Here is a 17,575-nt window from a genome sequence, read left to right as displayed (position 1 = left end):
CGCGCGTCAAGAGGGACGATTAGCGAGCAAAATGCACCCGTCCATCGGCCACTGCGATGGGCACCTGGTATCATTTGCTGACTATATCTTCTACAGCCTTGTCAGAAACAGATTTCCCGTTTGAGAAAAGCATCAGCGTGAGCAAAGCAAACGCCATAATGATGATGGCAACATCAAAGGCGTTTGCGCCGCCGTCTGGAACCGCATGCATGTTGTTGGCAACCTTGGTCCGTGAAGCCGCAAATCGGTGAAAATCGAAGCAAAGCCGCGCCGCAGAAAGCCGCTTTCAAGTTAATCAAGGAGTTTTGCCCGTGCCATCAGCGCCTGTTTCCGCCGTCGAACGGCGCGCCGAAACACTCGATACGATTGCCGCCGTTTTGCCGATGAACCGGCGCGACGTGCTGGCAGGCCTTTTGACCGATGAGGGTGTCGAGACACTGCGCCATTTGGTCAATGAAGGCACGGGCGAAAACGTGCGCGCATCTGTTGTATCCGAACCCGGCTTGACTTCCCTCGGTTGCACTCATCTGGGCCGCACCAAGATCAGCGATCGCGAGCAGGACAAGTCGGTCTATTTCACCGGCAGACCGGTCAAGACGTCGAATGCAGGGATCCCCACTCCAACATTTTGCTGTGGAGGCGTCTTCCGCTGATCGGCCGGTAGGAAACCCTTTTGCCCAGGCTCCCTCGATCCGTAACCGATCAAGACGTTATCAAACGGGGTCAAAAATGTGAACTCGATGGATGTGAGCTTTTCCATGATCAAGGGAATCATGCAGCCAAGCTTGCATTTACGGTAAAGTACTTGTTGGCTGAACGCCGAGTAGTAGCTTCGCTGTGTCTACAACAGGAGAAGCGACATGCGAGTCCACTTTCTGAATTCGAGGATTATCCTTGCGGCTCTCGGCGTCGCGTTCACGTCTGTTGGCTTTGCGGCCGACAAAATCCCCGTCACGGTCGATAACTTCCCCCGCGCGGAAACTGACACGACGATAGCCACATACGCCAAGGAAGGAGGTTTCGGCAAATTCCTCCACGCTCGCACACCGCAGTCGATAGACAACCAAAAGGTTGTTCGCATGAACCGGGATACTCTTTACTCATTCGGCATTTTCGATCTTGACGCGGGTCCGGTGACCGTCACCCTTCCGGATGCTGGAAAGCGCTATATGATGTCGCAAGTACTCGATGAGGATCAATTTACTCATGAGATCGTCTATGCGCCTGGAACGAAAACCTACAGCAGAGACCAGATCGGAACACGCTATGTGATCATCAACATTCGCACCCTGGTCGACCCGAATAGTGCTGACGATTTGAAACAAGTTCACGCCCTTCAAGACGCGATCAAAGTCGAACAAGCATCGCAAGGCGAGCTGATTTTGCCGAACTGGGATAAGACATCTCAAGACAAGGTACGAAATGCGCTCAAAGTCCTGGGTTCCACATTGCAGAACTCCGATAGGATGTTTGGCTCTCGCAGCGATGTGGATCCAGTTCACTATCTAATTGGTTCGGCTATCGGCTGGGGTGGTAATCCGCGATCAGCCGCGATCTATGTAACGGCCCAACCCAAAGATGAGAGCGGCGAAAAGATTGAAACCATTACAGTCAAGGACGTCCCGGTCGATGGCTTCTGGTCGGTCAGTGTTTATAACGCCAAGGGTTACTTTGAAAAGAATGCGCTCAATGCTTACTCCCTCAACAACCTGACGGCGAAAACTAACGACGATGGCGGCATCACGGTGCAATTCGGTGGATGCAAAAAGGATACGCCGAATTGCCTGCCGACTACGAAGAACTGGAACTACACGGTAAGGCTTTATAGGCCACGTGCCGAGCTGTTGAACGGGGACTGGAAATTCCCTGAAACAGTACTAGTGAGTAAATAGCGGATCTTTGCTTTCTTCGGAGAATATGACCGGTTAGCGCCCAAAAGGTTTCCGCTTGAGAGAAGCACAGCACAAGCTGTTATTGAAAAAATGCGAGCGATCACATCAACAAAACATACGAGAGCGACGGCGCCTTTCAGCGCACACTTCTTAGCTGGCATCTATCTCGCAGACAGATGAGCCGTCGCGCGTCGATGGATTCGCAATGGCAATTGCTTTATCTGTCTGGCTCCGTTCGGCAACTGCTATCGAAACAGCCGGAGATGATGACTGAGAGAATGAAAAATCCTGGAGTATTCTCGATATCGCAATCCGCCGTCGAACGGCGCGCCGAAACGCTCGACACGATTGCCGCCGTCCTGCCGATGAATCGGCGCGATAGGCTGGCTGAGATTTTGACGGATGAAGATGTCGAGACGCTGCGCCATCTGGTCAATGAAGGCATCGGCGAAAACACGCTGCGCGCGCGTTCGTGGAAGAATACGGCACGCTTGAGCTCGTGCGCGGCTTCAGCTTTGTTGAGACTAGCTTGGCCATGGAGAGCCTCTTCAACGTGGTCGCAATTTGCGGTTCAGGAAATCGAGGATCAGACACGCGATCGTCGGGGCCTCCTCTTCCAGCGCGAAATGGCCGGTCTCTAACAGATGCAGTTCGCAATCCGCCACGTCGCGCCGATAAGCCTGCGCGCCAGCCTCGGTGAAGAACGGATCGTTCCGCCCCCAGGCGACAAGCGTCGGTGGCTGGTGCTGGCGCAGATACTCCTGCCAAACCGGGTACTGGTAGGGATTAGAACCGTAGTCGTGAAGATAGGCTAGCTGGATCGCCTCATTGCCGGGGCGATCCAGCCCCGCCTGCGCATGCAGCCAGGCGTCCGGGCTGACAAGGCTCGGGTCACGAGCGCCGTGGAGGAACTGGAAGCGGGTCGTCTCCAGCGTCAGGAGGGCGCGTAGCGCCGCTTCCGTTTCGGCCGTCCGGCGTTCCCAGGCAGGGCGGGCCGCATCTATGGCCGGAGACAGCCCCTCCTCATAGGCGTTGGCATTCTGCACGATGAGAGCACGAACGCGCTCCGGGTGGCGAACAGCCAGACGCAGACCGACCGGCCCGCCGAAATCCTGCATGTAGAGCGCGTAGCTGTCGAGCCCGAGGGCCTCTGTGAACCGGTCGATGACATCGGCGAGATTCTCGAAGGTATAGGCGAAATCCGTTGTCTGCGGCGCGCTGCTCAGTCCATATCCCGGATAGTCAGGCGCGATGATCCGGTAATGCTGCGCGAGCCGGGGAATAAGATCGCGGAACATGTGCGAGGAGGTCGGGAAGCCGTGCAGCAACAGAATGACTGGCGCATCTTCCGGACCCGCCTCCCGGTAGAAAATCTCGATCCCCTCAACCGCAGTCGTGCGATAGTGCACCTGCGTGAGGGAACCGGCGGCTTTCTCTTCCGGGGTCCGCAAGGCGCCAGATGCCGTTTGGGCGTGGTCCATGTCTTCCTCCATCGCAATAACCGTTAAAAATGGAATTTGAAGGTTATTGATAAATATGATAACTCGTCAATAGATATTTTGGAGGTTACTTTTGAGCGATCACGATTTCCCTTTCCTCGGCAATGCCTTGTGGGTCGATTTCCTCAACACCCAACCAGCACTTCGCGGCGGCGGCCTTGACGAACTTATCGACGGTCCCGATGCATTCGGTCGATGGGCGGTTGCTACTGGAGAATTCGGCCTGGATAAACCGTTCACGCCGAATGAGGGGGAGATGCAGGATGCGCTGCGTTTCCGCGCCGTGTTGCGCGAAGGCGCGGAAAGCCTGCTTGCAGGCGCGGCGCCATCGAAGAACACCGTGGCTGTAGTCAATGAAAAGCTTGCTTGCAGTCCAGTCGTTTCTGTGCTCGTCGAGAAAGACGGCGGTTGGGACCTGGTGCCTCGCTTCGTGACCGGTCCCGCAGCTGCCCTGCTTGGTAAGATTGCTGCAGATTTCTCCCAGACTCTCCTGTCAGGGCAATCAAACAGGCTGCGCCGATGCGAACACCCCGCCTGCGTGATGTTGTTCATCGACACCAGCAAGAACGGCAGGCGCAGGTGGTGCAGCATGGAAACCTGCGGCAACCGGGAAAAGGCCGCCAGCCATCGCACACGAGCGAGGCGTCTGGACACAAAAGTTTGATCTGTCGGATGTGTCCCTGCGCCGTGCCCCGCCACGCAACTTAGGCCTTCGGGCGGCTCTTGGTGTTGACCGGCCGCACGATGCAATCGGCTAGGGGGCCGCCTCGTCGAGCACTTCGGCGTGCCGCTATCCGCAGCCGCACAGCGCCAGCTTCACCGATACCAAGCTGACGCCAAGAGCGGTCGCCGAATATCTGGAATACGGAATAGCAGATGACAGATGGCTTCAGGCCTTTGCGCCGCACCGGTCGATTGTTGCGAGACGGGTGAAGTTCATCGTTCGTTCGGGCTTAGGGTGTCTAGCGCTCGTGGACAAACGGGTAAGGTGTCATATCGCCCTCGACCTGAACCGACCCCTTCCTGCAGGCTTGATGCCCGTTGCAGCAGGCTTTGTCATCGACAAGGCGGGGCCTACGGCTGCGACCTTGTTTGCCATAATACTTGCGGCGATCGCTATAGCGGGAGCATGAACGGTCGCACGATGGCTTACGGACGAATAGCCGTTGGGAATCTGTCCAATCGAAAGTCGACCAATTTCTCGATTGAGCATGATAAATGACAACTTGCCTCTTGACTTAGAGTACACTCTAACAATTAGCTTCTTCTGCGTCGTGACGAAAGAAGGGCTCCGATGAAGATTGGCGAGTTGGCGAAGCGCTCAGGACTGTCGGCCTATACCATCCGTTATTATGAACGGATCGGCCTGCTACCTTTTGCTGACAGAGATCAATCAGGCCAGCGTGATTACGACGCATCGATCCTGACCTGGATAGAATTTCTGGACCGTCTTAAAATGACAGGAATGCCTATTCGGGAAATGCTGCACTATGCAGCCTTGCGGGAGCGCGGCGTCGGTACAGAAGCTGATCGCGGTGCGTTGCTGGAACAGCATCGCGAACGTGTCCATGCACATGTGGCCAAACTGCAAGCCTGCCTTGTCGTCCTCGATACCAAGATTGCCGGATATGCTGGCAACGAACAGAGGATGAAAGACTATGACGCATCAACTCCCGAACCCCGACGAAAGCCGTCTGGAACGCGGCAAGCGCGCGCTCGCTGAAATCGATGGCCAAGCTGGCCACAATGTCATTGCCGCTTTGGCTGACATTGCGCCAGACTTTGCAGATTACGTTTTCGAGTTCTCGTTTGGTGATATTTACAGCCGTCCTGGGCTTGATTTGCGCTCCCGCGAGATCGCGACCATCGCAGCGCTGACTGCGATGGGAACGGCCGCCCCACAACTGAGAGTTCATATTGAGGCGGGGCTGCATGTTGGTCTGACAAAGGCTGAAATCGTCGAAGTCATCATACAGATGGCGGTCTATGCCGGTTTCCCCGCAGCGCTTAATGGGCTTTTTGCGGCCAAAGAAGTGTTCTCTGCCAGGTTCCCCGTCAACGAAGGGGAAACAGCATGATGGCACCTCTTCGTTCACTAACAGTGGTAAGCATTCTTGCCCTCGCTCCCGCTACTGGCTTTCCAACCTTGATTACAACCGCCGCATACGCAAATTCCGCTACACCTGAAAAGCTCTGGGATGGGTTCAACGCCCCGACCGGAATAGCTGTCCATTCCGATGGCACAGTCTATGTATCCAACTGGGGCGATAGCACGGTTGAGCGGATTGCCGCGGATGGGAAGCGCTCGACCGTTCTGAAAGGCATCGCCTCTCCTGCCGGCATTGCTGTTGATGCAGACGGAACCGTATTCGTCTCTTCCTACTCTGGAGACTACATCGTTCGCGTCAACCCAGACGGGAGTCATACACGCATTGCCGAGAACCTGGCCACCCCAACTGGAATTGCTTTTTCTGCCGAAGGCCGGTTGCTCGTAGCGAACCGCGCCGCAGGCGAAATTCTCTCAATCGATCCGTCGAATGGATTGCCCCGCGTCGTCGCCCGCTCTTTGTCGCTACCCGTTGGCGTGACCGAGATGGCAGACGGCAGTCAGGTAACTTCACAATAAGGCGGGCGCGTAACACGCATCCTTCCAGATGGCTCCATGCAGGAATTGGGAGAGAGCTTTTCTCGGCCGGGCGTAGGCATACTATCCGATGGGCCCGATGCTGTTGTTGTTATCGACAACGGGGCAGCTCTGGTCCGGAGGGTTTCTTTCAACGCCCGCTCCGAAGTGGTCGTAGAGGGGTTTGAAGGAAGCGCCGTGGCGCTTGGCCGTGCCACGAATGGTGATCTTCTGGTTGGCACCTGGGGGCCAGGAGTTGTCTATCGATCGCCCATTTCCCGATAACGAAAGTCTTCATCAGCTGGACAACCGAGCCGCACAATTCCAAGTTGCGGAGCAGGCTAATGCGATACAGGAAGTCCGCTCCGCTCCTCGCAGGCCGCATTCCACACCTTCGTCGGTAGAAAGCAGGATAAGGGGAACACCGCTTTGGAAAACAAGAGAATGCTCCGGTAATGACTGAAATTGGGCGCACTACCCACGCATTATTGCATGGTTTAATTTCTGTCTTTGGTGATCTCTTTTTATTAGTGGAAAAATAAGACGTAAAATTCAATAAGAAATACCTTTTAATCATAATTTCTTTGATTGCGGTTTCATCAGCCGTCTACTACATTTCCATGAAATTTAACTTACATGTTATTTTCTAGCTTATAAATTATAGCGTTCGTGCGTACTTAGAGTGTCCAGGAAATCTTTTTTCGCCCCTCATTGGGAAGTCGGTATCTGCACTATGACGGCGCGGAACGATCACGCCAGATCAGTTTCCAGAAAATCATTGCCCTTGTAGATAAGTGAAATCCGGTAGGCCTTGGCCGCGCCATAGGCAAAACAATCACCAAAATTCAGTTTGGCCTTATGCCCTGCGATCTTGCCATACTGAATGGCTGCCTGCGTGGCGAAACTGCCAACTTTGCCATCGATAGTGATATCTTTTGCACCAAACGCTTCGATCACTTCATCAACGATATGCTGAGCTTCTTCGATAATGGACCCACGATCCACCGGCCCCTTCGCTGCATCAATATGGATGCGTGCAATGGCCATCATAGCCTCGAAGCGAACCAGCGGCGAAACATAGAGCCGCTTGGTCTCGTCATTCAGGCGCTTCTCGATCTCATCATAGCCAGGCTCTTCGTTGATGATGGCGACAATGGCCGAAGCATCGACAAAACTCATTGTTCGTCCTCCCAAAGCTCGTCCATCAACTTCTTTTGGTCGACACCTGGCACGGCCTCACCCAATGTCAGTTTCTTCCGGGCGCGGATAGCTGCAAGCTTGTCGCGCAATGGTGTTTGCTGAGACAAGCGATCGGCCTCGTGCTGCAAGGCAATACGAATAGCGCCAACTTTGGTGCGGATGCCGCTCTGCTTCATGACTTGTTCGAGCAACGCCTCTACCGTAGGATCGTTCACATTGAATGACATGATTGTACATCCTTTCTTGTACATCAATATATGTTTTTATGTACAAGATTGCAATCGCTGACTGTTCGCGCTCAAGCGCCGACTATCTAGCACGGATAGCCAGTGCCACCGTTTCAGGCGCTTGTTCGATAACTTTCAACAACAGCATCGCGGCATGATCCGGTTGAAAACGGCAGCTGGTTCTGCGCGTCCCTCCGCAATTGCCAGTGCCTCATTGGCGCTCTGGATAAGCTCTTTTCCGAAGGCCGTCATATCTTATCCTTTCTCTGTCTATAGGCATCGGCCAACTTGGGAAGAATGCTGGCCAATTCGTTTTGTTCAGCTTTAGTGAGGTTTCCCTTGTCGTTCTTACCGTAAATAGCGAGAGCAAATACCGGTATATCCCCGCAGCGGGGATTTTAAATAACACGGCTGATCAGTGCCACAGTGGCAAATCCGTATGCCACTGCAATAGCCACAAATTGGACAATACGTATATGGTCAAGCCAAGATGCATGCTCCGGGGCGTGAGCTGACTTCGCCACTGCGCGCTCCCCTTCAATCAAGAGCGAGTACAACTGTTCGGACTTGTAAGAATCAGGATTATCACTCACGGCCCCTCCCCTTTCTGCCGTTAATTTTTACCATCGGGGAGAAACTGGCCCCCCCTAATTCTCGTTCATTTTTAAGCCGTTTGGTGTAAAGGGACCCGATCTGCGGTCAATAGTTCACGAATATGAATCGGTCAGGGCCCATTGATTCAGAACTGTCGTTAGACAGCTTGAACGATTTCAGCGACCTTCGTTCAATGAGCACACAACAATATCACCTCTACGTGGAACGGAAAGACGCAGGCAGATATGGCGCGCTACTATGCCATGTAAATCTCCTATTCGCTGTTCGGGGAGCCTTGTCTAACGCGCCAGTGGGGTCGAATTGGAACCACTGGGCAGATCAGGCTACAGCATTTCGAACACGAAACGGAGGCAGTTGAGATGTTTCTAATCCTGGCTCGAAAAAAGAAAATGCGGGGTTAAATTATCTCGAAGATTCAGCCTCCATAGTTCAGTCTAATTCGAGCCGATCTGCCAATCTTGCTATGAGATCCATTCGTTCGTGAAAAATTGCAACCACCAAGGCAGATGCACTTTCGCGCGGCAAGCAAAAAACATAATGATGTTCGCAATGCGCCATCCGCAACATTGGAAAGAGTGTGCTCATATCCTTAAAAGTACTTTGCCCGGCTGCAAGGTGGGCAATTCCACGTTCCAGCTTACCGACATAGCGCCGAACCTGTGCATCACTCCATTGCTTGCGCGTGTAGCGGATAATATGGCGCAGATCCGTTTCCGCCTCTACCGTAAGGACATAGGCCGTCAAGCGCGATTCTCGTCCAGTTCATCATCCAGAATTTGGCCGATGCTCTTGGTAGATACATTTCCCGCGAGACCATCGCTGATGCGACTTCCCAGCAAGGTTTTCAGCTCCTGCCATGCCTGATCAGCATTTGCATCGCCTGGAAACAGACGTTCTAGGGCGTATTGCTTAATTGTCTTGCCCTGCAACGCCGCTAATGCCTTCAGGCTTTGGTGCTGCTGATCAGTTATGTCGATTGTCAGACGGCTCATAGGGCTGGCTCCGTATAAATACACAAACCCACATTAACACATTTGCGCGGAGATCGCCACCGCCATACCTCACCGATTAGCGCTCGTGGACAAAGGGTGTCCATAGTTTGACTGCAGCGATTGCGAGGCGGGGAAGCCCAGCCAAAGGCACAGGCAAGCATGTTCCCTTTTTGTTTCGAATGTTCTAATAAATGTCACATGAGCATGTCAGCAATTTAACGCAGGCCGGTGTTCAGAAACATTCATGCGTGACGAGGACATATGGCAGCGGCCCATTTGGAAAAACTGAATGATCGCCAGCGAGAAGCGGTCGAACATGGCGTCGCCATGCTGGATGGTGCGATTGGTGGTCCACTTTTGATCATCGCGGGTGCTGGATCGGGCAAGACGAACACATTGGCGCATCGTGTCGCTCACCTGATCGTCAATGGCGCTGATCCGCGCCGGATATTGTTGATGACATTCTCGCGTCGCGCGGCATCCGAAATGGCCGGACGTGTCCAGCGTATCTGCAAACAAGTGCTTGGCGATCAATCCACCGTCATGACCGAGGCTCTGGGGTGGGCGGGAACGTTTCATGGAGTTGGCGCGCGTCTTTTGCGCATTTACGCCCAACAGATAGGGCTCAGCGCGGACTTTACCATTCATGACCGAGAAGACAGTGCCGATCTCTTGAACCTCATTCGTCATGAACTGGGTTTCTCGAAAATGGAAAGCCGCTTTCCAACCAAGGGCACCTGTCTCGCAATCTATTCGCGTGTCGTCAATTCCGAGAGTACGATCAGCGCAGTTTTAAAGACCGCCTATCCTTTTGCGCTTGGCTGGGAAGAGCAGCTGAAACAGCTCTTTGCCGCCTATGTGGAAGCCAAACAGCATCAAAATGTGCTCGATTATGATGATCTCCTGCTTTACTGGGCGCAGATGATGTCGGATGCCGCGCTTGCCGAGGATGTCGGTCATCGTTTCGACCATGTTCTGGTTGATGAGTATCAAGACACAAACCGCCTTCAGGCATCGATCCTGTTGGCGCTGAAACCGAGCGGGCATGGTCTGACGGTTGTTGGTGATGATGCGCAGTCAATCTATTCCTTCCGCGCAGCCACCATTCACAACATCCTCGACTTTCCCAAGGAATTTTCTCCAAAGCGAGCCGACGTCATCACGCTCGATCGCAATTATCGTTCAACACAGCCGATCCTTGCTGCCGCGAATGGCGTGATCAGTCTTGCCCGCGAGCGGTTTACCAAGAACCTCTGGACCGATCGTCAGTCGGAACAACGGCCCATGCTTGTGACGGTTCGAGACGAGAGCGATCAGGCGAACTATATTGTCGAGCAGGTCCTGGCGAACCGTGAGGTGGGCGTCAGGCTCAAACAGCAGGCGGTGCTGTTTCGCACGTCAAGCCATAGTGGCGCTTTGGAAGTCGAACTTACCCGTCGCAACATCCCCTTCGTGAAATTCGGTGGTCTGAAATTCCTCGACAGTGCACATGTGAAAGACCTGCTCGCTACATTGAGGTTTGCGCAGAATCCGCGCGACCGTGTTGCGGGCTTCCGCCTTTTGAAGATGCTACCTGGCGTTGGCCCGCAAACGGCCGGCAGGATTCTTGACACCATTGCCCTGGACCCGGAACCTTTACAGTCGCTTGCAGAAATTCCGCCACCGCCAAGAAGTGGGGACGACTGGCCAGCTTTTATTGATCTCCTCTCCATCCTTCGAAAAGCCGAGGGCAACTGGCCAGGAGAAATCGGCCTGGCCCGCGTTTGGTACGAGCCACATCTTGAACGTCTTCATGAAGACCACGATACAAGAAAGGCGGATCTGGTTCAGCTCGAACAGATTGCCAGTGGCTATCCAAACCGCGAGCGCTTTCTCACCGAACTGACGCTTGATCCACCGGATGCAACGAGCGATCAGGCTGGCGTGCCGCTTCTTGATGAGGACTATCTCATCCTTTCCACCATTCATTCTGCAAAAGGTCAGGAATGGCGCTCCGTTTACATGCTCAATGTCGTTGACGGCTGTATGCCTTCAGATCTTGGAGCGGGAACGACGGCCGAGTTGGAAGAGGAACGCCGCCTGCTTTATGTCGGCATGACACGGGCTCGCGACAATCTCGCTCTCATTACACCGCAACGTTTTTTTACCTATGGACAAAATGCGAAGGGCGACCGGCATGTTTATGCTTCTCGAACGCGATTCATCCCCGCCACACTCCTTCATTTATTTGAGACCACGAGCTGGCCAAAAGTTGCACCCACCGCCAGCGAAGCCAGCGCGCGCAATGTCCGCATTGATGTCGGCGCACGGATGCGAAGCATGTGGAAGTGATGCGTGTCAGACCGTTTCGGAACATGACGGGAAGCCGTTCGTTATTCTGCATTAGACGGGAGAAATGAATGCGCAAATCCGTTTTGTTCCTAATTCTAGCTGTTGGTCTGATCTTAGGGCTTATATTCGCAACGCCTTATTATTATGGCGTAAGCCCTCAGAACAGCGGAGAGAAAGGAGCCAATACCACCCCGTAATATTTCGCTTATAGCGCATTCCGAAAAGCATGAAACGGTTTTCGGAAAAGATGCGCGTGAAAGCAAGGATCAGGCATACCTACACAGTCTGGTGAGCAGGAACCTGACTCTCCGGGAAATCCTCCAGAAGTGCCGCGAAAACCGCCATCGGATCCTGGCAGAACGTGGGAGCTCGGCCCCATCGCAAAAACAGGACCAGATAAAGATGCCAGGACGTGTGAGCGCCAGGGCAGATGTAAAAAAAACTGTGTGTTGAGAAGCAGCGCGGTAGCAAGTAGCACCTCTCAGCGTTCATGCATTCATATGCCATTGGATTCTATTGTAATACGACAAGAGCCGCAGAGATATTTCTATGACTAAGCGTTCTCCTCAATGAAGCCCTACAAACGCCAATAGGGAGGGAACCATAGCACTTTCTTGAGCGTTAGTGCGCCAATGATATGTTGGAGATCACTGAACATGTTAAAAGGCGGACTGCTATGGCTTATTGGATTACCGCTCCCTCTAATTCTCGTGCTCTGGCTGATGGGGTATTTGTCCTAGATACTTCAATTTGAGTGAATGTTGAACGCAATTTAATGGGAACGGAATATGTCAAATCATTATTACTATACTTTTCAACAGCCCGATGGGCTCTGGGCAGTCGAGGAAACAGTAACGAACCGCCCTGTCTCGCTCAACGGCCAATTGTGCTGTTCTCTTAAAAAGAGGGATGCGGACGAACTGATCGAGTACCTGATAGGGCTGGACAGTGAAATTGCCGCTTAGCCGAGCACGCTTATGTCTTTGTCATTAGGATATAGCAAAGTTCACTCAGTACTTGTTTATGTAGTTCTTCTCCCACCTTATCCGTAGCTTACGGTTGCATGTTGTTTGGGTCTCTACATCAAGGGGTTTCCATGCTTGGGAGGTGATGAACTGGGGGGCTTCAATCGAAGAGAGTGCTGGAACTGTGGCGCTCATCGTTGCGAGATGTGAGGAACTATATGCGAGATTGATTTAAGCCAGAGCGGAGCGCAACCCTGTGAGTCTTTTCCCGGATGGATTGCGAGTGGACGCGTGGCGGAAGATAGGTCGAATGCGCGCCGAAGCTGCCGGCGACCTTCCCCCTGGCGACAACAGGCCGTTCTCGGACGCGGCACTGGGATGCAGATGCGCTTCGCGACATCGCAAGTATGTCGTTGAACCCTCGCCACGGAGGATGCGGTTCTGATCATTGTTGAGACCCGCTTTCTCCCGCAATATAAGACAACCCGCGGCGTCGCCCGTCAAAACACGGGTTCGGCCCGATAACGAAGCTCCGGAATGGTGTGTTCGCCGCCTATTGATCCGCTTGTGGTCATGCCTTCATCGACCTACCCCTATACTTACACAAGAGCCGAGAAGCTGTTTGATCCCAGCATTCGGCAATGCAACTAGAAGGTCGCCCCCCGAGACACACGACAGCCCGTTGAAAAAGTCAGGATGAACCTGAGAACTGGTTGGTGCGTCGGAAATATTGTTCATTCCTTAACGGCAACGAACCCATTGAAATGAGCGATAGGCGAACAAGTCCCATCAAATAGAACGCCGTTCTCGACAAGAGCTGCCAATCAACCTTACTTCTCCAATGAAGTAAAATCTTTGGAACTAATTTTTGATGGAGGAGTTTGATAGCCGTAATATCATCTTACCGGAGAAACACATGAAAAACATTGCCTTAGCGATCGTCAGTGCATGTCTAATCGCGCCTACAGCGGTATTTGCTCAGGATACCGGCAAGTCCTCACCTGAAACTCCAGCAGTAGCAACACCTGAAAGCAAGAATCCGGAAGCCCCGGTAAAGGGTGCCAACAGTTTTACCGAAGATCAGGCGAAATCCCGGATTGAGGAAGACGGATATACCGGCGTTACCGGCCTCAAATTGGGAGACGACGGTGTATGGAATGCCTCCGCTATGAAGGGGACTGAAAAAGTAAAAGTCCAGTTAGATTACCAAGGAAATATCTCAAAAAAACCTATGTGATTGATTGACTTCCACACAGCAGATTACCAGATTGATACGGAGTTTCTATGAAAACCGTTACCGGACTATTTGATAATTACGAAGCAGCCAAGGATGCTGTGGCACGGCTCGAAAACGCTGGGTTCCCGTCAGACGACATTTCCATTGTCTCCCACCACCGCGACGATGACGGCGAGAGTAATGCCGGCTCTGGCGCAGGGGTCGGTGCGGGACTAGGTGCGGCTGTCGGCGGTGCCGGTGGACTTTTGACAGGCCTTGGATTCATGGCGATTCCAGGTGTCGGGCCTGTTGTTGCCGCAGGTTGGCTCGTAGCGACGCTTACCGGTGCGGTCGGTGGAGCGGTTGTGGGCGGCGTGGCCGGTGGTCTCATCGGGGCGCTGACCGAGAGCGGCGTATCGGAAGAAGACGCTCACTTATACGCCGAAGGCGTTCGTCGCGGTGGCTCACTTGTGACCGCTCGTGTTGCGGATGAACGTGTGTCGGAAGCTGACGCTATTTTGGCTGGTGCCAGTCCGGTGGATATCACCGCCCGACGCAAACTCTATGTCCAGGAAGGTTGGCAACGGTTCGACGCGAACGCCGATCCCTATACCGAAGAGGAGATAGAACGGGAACGCAGCCGTTACCTTTAACTCTTGAGCGGGCGAAAGCCCGCTCCCTCCTCTCACCAGCTGAATTTCGTCACCAAAATAGACTAATGTTTGCGAAGACAACCTATCGCATCATAGCCGCGACGTTGCCACCATCGACCGTGATTACCGCGCCAGTGGACGTACGGGTATGCACGAGATGCAGAACCGCTTCGCCAACGTCGTTACCCGTCACTTCCCGCTTCAGCAGATTGCCCCGCATATAGACTTCAGGCGTTACACCCCGGGCACGCGCGCGCTCCTCAACCATGTCATCGGTCATAAGCCCTGTGCGTATACGGTCAGGATTAACCGCATTCACAGTGATACCGTCAGCGGCATGTTCCAGAGCGTACTGGCGCATCAATGCCATCAGGGCTGCTTTGGATGTGCCGTAAGGTCCAAAATCCGGCCCCGGATTCACCGCCTGCTTACTCACATTGAACACGATGGCTCCTCCAGTTCCTTGCTTCTGCATGATCCTGATTGCAGCTCGTACAATATAATGATGGCTCCAGAAATTGAGGTCGAATGCGGCCTTGAACAGGTCATCATCCACAGACGTCAAGGCGCCCTGGAAAGCCGCGCCCGCATTCGATACCAGCATATCGACCCCACCGAATTCTTCCGCGATCTGCGCAAGCGCTTTTTCCGCGGCGGTTGGATCGGTCAGGTCGCATGAAACGGCAAAGCCACCCAGTCTCTTGGCTTCAACGGCAACCCGTTCCGCATCAATGTCGATCAGCGCCAGTTCCGCACCCTGACTTTTCAGTTGCTCTGCGATTGCCAGACCAAGGCCACCGGCGCCGCCTGTCACCACCGCCACTTGCCGCGTCAGCGGTTTTTCGGCCAGTTTGGTGAGCTTTGCCTGCTCCAGCGACCAATATTCGATATCGAAGAGATCTTCCTCCGACAGAGCTTCAAACCGGTCAATTCCCTCGGCACCGCGAATAACCTCAATCGTCGCCTCAGCGACATCCGCACAGATACGAGCGGATTTTTGCGTGTTTCCAGCCGCAAAAAGTCCTATGCCCTCGACATAAAAAACACGCGGCATCGGATCGAGCATCTTCTTGCCACCGCCCACACGCGCATTGTTGCGCTCGAAATAGGCCATATAGTCGGCCTTATAGGCATCGACAGTTGCTTTTACTTCCGCTGTCCATGCATCGAGATTGCCGGCTTCGGGCTTTGGCAGGGCCACGCCGTAGCGTTTGATATGGATGACATGTTCCGGTGTCGCGTTCCCGCGTCGCACAAGATCCCTGACATTTGGCGCACCGCAGAAATCTAGAATAGCGTCATTAACACGATGCTCGAGAATGAAGCGGCGCGGTCGTCCCTCTTCCGTGCCTGGAAGTGCGATCGCGCCGCGCAATATAGGCGCGATTTCCGCGGTCGCGGCCAGAGCTTTAGCTGATCGTGCGGCGCTCGCCCTCCCAAATGGATATGGCCTGCCTCCCGCAAGGCGCTTTTCGGCACGATCAATCGCAGCGATCATGTTCTCGTAAGCTTCGCGCGGGTCCTCTGACCAGGTAAAAATACCATGCTTCAACAATATCATACCGGGTGCGTCGGGCCTTGCGGAGAACGCCTTCAGGCATGCCTTCGAAAGATCGAAGCCGGGCATGACGTAAGGGACGATAATCATCTCCGGAAAAAGTTCACGGATGATCTCCTCGCCACGTGGTTGATTAGTGAGCGCCACGATAGCGTTCGCATGCGTATGATCCACATGTTTGAATGGCAGGATCGCATGGAGAATTGCTTCTACCGATGGGTTTGGTGACGCCGGATCGAGCAGCAGTCGACGCTGCAACATGACCATATCGTCATCCGATAAGGCCTCGTAATTCACCATTGCCTTCAACGGCTCCAGATGCAGGGCAGGAAGACCTGCAGGCTCGATCTTGCCCATATCCCAGCCGCTGCCCTTAACGCACAGCACTGAAACTTCGCTACCATCATGATCAATCAGAGTAGTTTTGACCGATGTATTGCCACCGCCATGCAAAACCAGCTGCGGCTCGGAACCCAAGAGTCTTGTTGTGTAGGTGCGGATCGCAACATCGCGGTTTACACCTGCCTTTTCATACGCGCCAACGACCCTGCCAAAATCCGCTTGTGACCAATTTGATTTCATCCGCCATTCCCTTAGCTGCCAGCCTGCGCTTGAAGTGGAAGCACAACATAAGCATCACGGAAACTTGGACATTTTCCATGGTGCAAAAAACACTTGTGCAGATTCTTCTTCTTAGTATCTACAATTGACAACATTAATTGACATTAGTCAACTCGGTAGATTGTTATGTTGATCGAAAGGCTTTTCTGTGTAACTCAGACACAACCAAGACAGTAGGAAACGAGTATGACATCGGGCGCTCAAACACAGTCTACGCATGCCATCCCGGCTGAGTTCGATGATGCAGTTGTCTGGGCGGCATGGCTTTACTACGAGAACCAGCTGACCCAGAACGAAATCGCACAGATGATCGGCGTTTCACGCGCAACTATCGTCAACTACCTTCAGGAGGCAAGACAACGAGGCGTCGTGCGCATCCTGATGAATCCTGAAATCGCGTCACGCACACATATTGCCCGACAGCTGGCTGCGCGGTTTGGGCTGTCGGAAGCGCTCGTCATTCCATCGAACAAATCATTCACAACCGAAGAGCGCCTGAAGGCGCTAGGCGCTGGTGGCGCGCGATTGATGGAACGCATGGTGAAGGCCGGAGAAACCATCTGCGTTTCGTGGGGACGTACCGTACTCGCCATTGCCGACGCCATTTCACTGCCGCACCCCATGGAAGGCCTGACCGTCGTGCAGGTCACTGGTTCTTCCATCGGCAAAAGGGAGTTTTCTGCCGAGCTTTGCACGTCGATCATGGCGCGTAACCTGGGAGCCGCCAGCGTCAACATGCTGGCCCCAGCCGTACTGAGCACAGCTGATTTGCGCGATGCACTGATGGGCGAACCCGCCCTCCAGCGACAGTTCGAATTGATCGGCCAAGCCAGCATGATTGTATTCGGGGTCGGTGGACTTGCTGCTGAAAGCACGATGCGCATTGCCGATGTCACCAATAATGAGGAAATCGACGCCTATGCTCGCGAAGGTGCCACTGCGGTTCTGATCTGCCGCTTTCTTGATCGCGACGGCAATCAGATCGTTCGGGAGCTGGATCGGCGCGTCATCGGTATCGAACTAGATGAACTTCGCGGTGTGCCCAGCCGGCTCTGCGTTGCGGGCGGTGCGCAGAAGGTGGAAGCAATCCGCGCGGTTTTGGCGGGTGGTTATGCCACCCATCTGGTAACCGATATGGATGCTGCCGAGAAGCTTCTTGCAGAATAGAGTGTATCGCGAAAAG

Annotated in this window: 18 protein-coding genes and 3 pseudogenes; 13 read left to right on the top strand and 8 right to left on the bottom strand. The window is 53.8% G+C overall.

All coding sequences use genetic code 11. The annotated features are described in order from the left end of the window. Positions 1 to 70: 70 nt before the first annotated feature. Complete coding sequence (locus JAU75_RS23240; RefSeq protein ID WP_199058851.1) at positions 71 to 211, bottom strand: hypothetical protein; 141 nt, start codon at positions 209 to 211, stop codon at positions 71 to 73. A 100-nt stretch (positions 212 to 311) separates the two neighbouring features. On the opposite strand from JAU75_RS23240, the pseudogene JAU75_RS24335 reads away from it, so the two are divergent. From JAU75_RS24335 to JAU75_RS23225, 3 genes and pseudogenes are all read left to right on the top strand, one after another. Further along, a pseudogene (locus JAU75_RS24335) lies at positions 312 to 497 on the top strand (integrase); the annotation flags it as partial. A 363-nt stretch (positions 498 to 860) separates the two neighbouring features. After that, a complete protein-coding gene (locus JAU75_RS23230) occupies positions 861 to 1,892 on the top strand; it encodes a DUF1254 domain-containing protein (protein WP_199058849.1) in 1,032 nt (343 codons plus the stop codon). 278 nt (positions 1,893 to 2,170) lie between these two features. Beyond that, positions 2,171 to 2,363: pseudogene (locus JAU75_RS23225) on the top strand (hypothetical protein); the annotation flags it as partial. 77 nt (positions 2,364 to 2,440) lie between these two features. Here JAU75_RS23225 and JAU75_RS23220 read toward each other — a convergent pair. Next, positions 2,441 to 3,373 (bottom strand): alpha/beta hydrolase, encoded by a 933-nt coding sequence (locus JAU75_RS23220; protein ID WP_199058848.1) that lies wholly within the window; start codon positions 3,371 to 3,373, stop codon positions 2,441 to 2,443. A 91-nt stretch (positions 3,374 to 3,464) separates the two neighbouring features. Here JAU75_RS23220 and JAU75_RS23215 point away from each other — a divergent pair, with 91 nt between their 5' ends. The 4 genes from JAU75_RS23215 to JAU75_RS23200 all read left to right on the top strand — a co-directional run bounded on the left by JAU75_RS23215 (position 3,465) and on the right by JAU75_RS23200 (position 6,017). Beyond that, entirely contained in the window at positions 3,465 to 4,055 is a 591-nt protein-coding gene (locus tag JAU75_RS23215) for a CGNR zinc finger domain-containing protein (RefSeq protein ID WP_199058847.1), read from the top strand. A 630-nt stretch (positions 4,056 to 4,685) separates the two neighbouring features. Further along, positions 4,686 to 5,114: a MerR family transcriptional regulator gene (locus tag JAU75_RS23210; RefSeq protein WP_199058846.1), complete on the top strand. Its 429-nt coding sequence runs from the start codon at positions 4,686 to 4,688 to the stop codon at positions 5,112 to 5,114. Continuing rightward, positions 5,050 to 5,469: a carboxymuconolactone decarboxylase family protein gene (locus JAU75_RS23205; protein ID WP_199058845.1), complete on the top strand. Its 420-nt coding sequence runs from the start codon at positions 5,050 to 5,052 to the stop codon at positions 5,467 to 5,469. Before JAU75_RS23210 ends, JAU75_RS23205 begins: the two co-directional genes overlap by 65 nt. After that, positions 5,466 to 6,017, top strand: coding sequence for a hypothetical protein (locus JAU75_RS23200; protein ID WP_199058844.1), 552 nt, complete (start codon positions 5,466 to 5,468; stop codon positions 6,015 to 6,017). Before JAU75_RS23205 ends, JAU75_RS23200 begins: the two co-directional genes overlap by 4 nt. Before the next feature lie 747 nt (positions 6,018 to 6,764). On the opposite strand, the gene JAU75_RS23195 is transcribed toward JAU75_RS23200, so the two are convergent. The 3 genes from JAU75_RS23195 to JAU75_RS23185 form a co-directional block, all read right to left on the bottom strand. Continuing rightward, entirely contained in the window at positions 6,765 to 7,193 is a 429-nt protein-coding gene (locus JAU75_RS23195) for a type II toxin-antitoxin system VapC family toxin (protein ID WP_199058843.1), read from the bottom strand. Next, positions 7,190 to 7,441 carry a type II toxin-antitoxin system VapB family antitoxin gene (locus tag JAU75_RS23190; RefSeq protein WP_199058842.1) on the bottom strand — a complete coding sequence of 84 codons (252 nt, stop codon included), beginning with the start codon at positions 7,439 to 7,441 and terminating at the stop codon, positions 7,190 to 7,192. Before JAU75_RS23190 ends, JAU75_RS23195 begins: the two co-directional genes overlap by 4 nt. Positions 7,442 to 7,839: 398 nt before the next feature. After that, positions 7,840 to 8,034, bottom strand: a complete 195-nt coding sequence (locus tag JAU75_RS23185) for a hypothetical protein (protein ID WP_199058841.1) — start codon at positions 8,032 to 8,034, stop codon at positions 7,840 to 7,842. Between the two features lie 270 nt (positions 8,035 to 8,304). Here JAU75_RS23185 and JAU75_RS23180 point away from each other — a divergent pair, with 270 nt between their 5' ends. Continuing rightward, positions 8,305 to 8,457 (top strand): WGR domain-containing protein, encoded by a 153-nt coding sequence (locus tag JAU75_RS23180; RefSeq protein WP_371836238.1) that lies wholly within the window; start codon positions 8,305 to 8,307, stop codon positions 8,455 to 8,457. Positions 8,458 to 8,485: 28 nt separating this feature from the next. On the opposite strand, the gene JAU75_RS23175 is transcribed toward JAU75_RS23180, so the two are convergent. Both JAU75_RS23175 and JAU75_RS23170 read right to left on the bottom strand, forming a co-directional pair. Further along, on the bottom strand, positions 8,486 to 8,800 hold the full coding sequence (locus tag JAU75_RS23175; protein ID WP_199058840.1) for a type II toxin-antitoxin system RelE/ParE family toxin: 315 nt from the start codon (positions 8,798 to 8,800) through the stop codon (positions 8,486 to 8,488). Beyond that, positions 8,797 to 9,048 carry an antitoxin gene (locus JAU75_RS23170; RefSeq protein ID WP_199058839.1) on the bottom strand — a complete coding sequence of 84 codons (252 nt, stop codon included), beginning with the start codon at positions 9,046 to 9,048 and terminating at the stop codon, positions 8,797 to 8,799. Before JAU75_RS23170 ends, JAU75_RS23175 begins: the two co-directional genes overlap by 4 nt. Before the next feature lie 261 nt (positions 9,049 to 9,309). On the opposite strand from JAU75_RS23170, the gene JAU75_RS23165 reads away from it, so the two are divergent. The 4 genes and pseudogenes from JAU75_RS23165 (at position 9,310) to JAU75_RS23155 (ending at position 14,213) form a co-directional block, all read left to right on the top strand. Beyond that, a complete protein-coding gene (locus JAU75_RS23165) occupies positions 9,310 to 11,379 on the top strand; it encodes an ATP-dependent helicase (RefSeq protein ID WP_199058838.1) in 2,070 nt (689 codons plus the stop codon). 1,138 nt (positions 11,380 to 12,517) lie between these two features. Then, positions 12,518 to 12,901 (top strand): annotated as a pseudogene (locus tag JAU75_RS24330) (IS701 family transposase); the annotation flags it as partial. Between the two features lie 359 nt (positions 12,902 to 13,260). Next, a complete protein-coding gene (locus JAU75_RS23160) occupies positions 13,261 to 13,581 on the top strand; it encodes a PepSY domain-containing protein (RefSeq protein WP_199058837.1) in 321 nt (106 codons plus the stop codon). A 47-nt stretch (positions 13,582 to 13,628) separates the two neighbouring features. Then, positions 13,629 to 14,213, top strand: coding sequence for a general stress protein (locus JAU75_RS23155; RefSeq protein ID WP_199058836.1), 585 nt, complete (start codon positions 13,629 to 13,631; stop codon positions 14,211 to 14,213). 82 nt (positions 14,214 to 14,295) lie between these two features. Here JAU75_RS23155 and JAU75_RS23150 read toward each other — a convergent pair whose 3' ends face one another. After that, positions 14,296 to 16,353, bottom strand: a complete 2,058-nt coding sequence (locus JAU75_RS23150) for a bifunctional aldolase/short-chain dehydrogenase (protein WP_199058835.1) — start codon at positions 16,351 to 16,353, stop codon at positions 14,296 to 14,298. Positions 16,354 to 16,578: 225 nt separating this feature from the next. Here JAU75_RS23150 and JAU75_RS23145 point away from each other — a divergent pair, with 225 nt between their 5' ends. After that, on the top strand, positions 16,579 to 17,559 hold the full coding sequence (locus tag JAU75_RS23145) for a sugar-binding transcriptional regulator (protein ID WP_199058834.1): 981 nt from the start codon (positions 16,579 to 16,581) through the stop codon (positions 17,557 to 17,559). Positions 17,560 to 17,575: the final 16 nt, after the last annotated feature.

Origin of the sequence: Ochrobactrum sp. Q0168 (assembly GCF_016427605.1) — a bacterium.
In the GTDB taxonomy this organism is placed as follows: domain Bacteria; phylum Pseudomonadota; class Alphaproteobacteria; order Rhizobiales; family Rhizobiaceae; genus Brucella.
The sequence above is the reverse complement of the archived record's forward strand: the minus strand, read 5'-3'. Positions and strand labels throughout refer to the sequence as shown.

Coding starts and splice junctions, on each gene's coding strand:
- JAU75_RS23230 (WP_199058849.1), top strand. CDS start 861: ATGCGAGTCCACTTTCTGAATTCGAGGATTATCCTTGCGGCTCTCGGC.
- JAU75_RS23205 (WP_199058845.1), top strand. CDS start 5,050: ATGACGCATCAACTCCCGAACCCCGACGAAAGCCGTCTGGAACGCGGC.
- JAU75_RS23220 (WP_199058848.1), bottom strand. CDS start 3,373: ATGGACCACGCCCAAACGGCATCTGGCGCCTTGCGGACCCCGGAAGAG.
- JAU75_RS23150 (WP_199058835.1), bottom strand. CDS start 16,353: ATGAAATCAAATTGGTCACAAGCGGATTTTGGCAGGGTCGTTGGCGCG.
- JAU75_RS23200 (WP_199058844.1), top strand. CDS start 5,466: ATGATGGCACCTCTTCGTTCACTAACAGTGGTAAGCATTCTTGCCCTC.
- JAU75_RS23195 (WP_199058843.1), bottom strand. CDS start 7,193: ATGAGTTTTGTCGATGCTTCGGCCATTGTCGCCATCATCAACGAAGAG.
- JAU75_RS23165 (WP_199058838.1), top strand. CDS start 9,310: ATGGCAGCGGCCCATTTGGAAAAACTGAATGATCGCCAGCGAGAAGCG.
- JAU75_RS23145 (WP_199058834.1), top strand. CDS start 16,579: ATGACATCGGGCGCTCAAACACAGTCTACGCATGCCATCCCGGCTGAG.
- JAU75_RS23160 (WP_199058837.1), top strand. CDS start 13,261: ATGAAAAACATTGCCTTAGCGATCGTCAGTGCATGTCTAATCGCGCCT.
- JAU75_RS23240 (WP_199058851.1), bottom strand. CDS start 211: ATGCATGCGGTTCCAGACGGCGGCGCAAACGCCTTTGATGTTGCCATC.
- JAU75_RS23190 (WP_199058842.1), bottom strand. CDS start 7,441: ATGTCATTCAATGTGAACGATCCTACGGTAGAGGCGTTGCTCGAACAA.
- JAU75_RS23210 (WP_199058846.1), top strand. CDS start 4,686: ATGAAGATTGGCGAGTTGGCGAAGCGCTCAGGACTGTCGGCCTATACC.
- JAU75_RS23155 (WP_199058836.1), top strand. CDS start 13,629: ATGAAAACCGTTACCGGACTATTTGATAATTACGAAGCAGCCAAGGAT.
- JAU75_RS23170 (WP_199058839.1), bottom strand. CDS start 9,048: ATGAGCCGTCTGACAATCGACATAACTGATCAGCAGCACCAAAGCCTG.